Source organism: Sodalis-like endosymbiont of Proechinophthirus fluctus, assembly GCF_001602625.1.
Lineage (GTDB): Bacteria > Pseudomonadota > Gammaproteobacteria > Enterobacterales > Enterobacteriaceae.
This window is the reverse complement of sequence record NZ_LECR01000046.1, coordinates 40,586-41,418: the sequence shown is the minus strand read 5'-3', so window position 1 is coordinate 41,418 and position 833 is coordinate 40,586. Positions and strand designations below refer to the sequence as shown.

The following is an 833-nucleotide window of genomic DNA, read 5'->3' as shown; positions in this document are numbered from 1 at the left end:
ATTCAATGTCTTTGTCGCGAGTAGCGGAATTCACCACCAGGCGAAACTCAGTTTCGGAAAGGAAAATAGACGAAGATCATCTATCACCCTGCCAGAGGCATTTAAGTATGCCAGTGTAAAGGGCTTTGCCTATCATCGCCAGCTTGGCGACATCATTGACTAGCATGGCACAGAAATCACGGGTGTGCGGCCTTGCTACAGTCGATAACGGTGGTCATATGGGACACGTCGAACATGCAGGTATCACGCCGCACCTGATGGTATTCATCCAGTTAGGAACTATAGTGGATCAGAATCATCCAATCCGTGGAAATCCACCATTTTGCGGTGGAAATCATAATTTAAATTATCAACCGCTGGAAAAGACACGTGAAAGATAAGGAAAGCCAGCCGAGATATTATACTGCATAATAAGAGGATTTCAGCGCACGAAACAGGCATCGCAATGGATAAAAAGAGAAGTTTAATTACAAAAAACCCACCAATGCTTTTTAATCCCAGATAGGGTTTAGGTATCGGATTAGAAAATGTAATCCAAAAGGAACGGTAAAATTAGAATAATTCAGTCAAAGGGCTCAGCTGCCAGCCAGGCAGGTAAATCGTTCAATCCCATCGCCTGCTTGATGAAGCGAGGCTTAACGCCGGGTAACGTATCCACCAGTAGCAAACCGGCGTCGCGGACCCATCTCTTTAGCGCCTGCTGGCCGGCGAAAAGCTCACAAACCCCCTGTATACCCGCCAGCATCAGCGCGGCGCTGTGTTTGCGGCTGCGCTCGTAGCGCCTCAGGTAGGGGTAATGGCCGATATCCTTGCCGGCTTTTCTCAGCCGCCGT

2 pseudogenes are annotated in these 833 nt (G+C 48.4%); both read right to left on the bottom strand.

Annotated features, from left to right (window positions below):
- Positions 1-321, bottom strand: a pseudogene (gene gcvT, locus BG74_RS16985) (glycine cleavage system aminomethyltransferase GcvT); the annotation flags it as partial.
- A 241-nt stretch (positions 322-562) separates the two neighbouring features.
- A pseudogene (locus tag BG74_RS16980) lies at positions 563-833 on the bottom strand (FAD-dependent 2-octaprenylphenol hydroxylase); the annotation flags it as partial.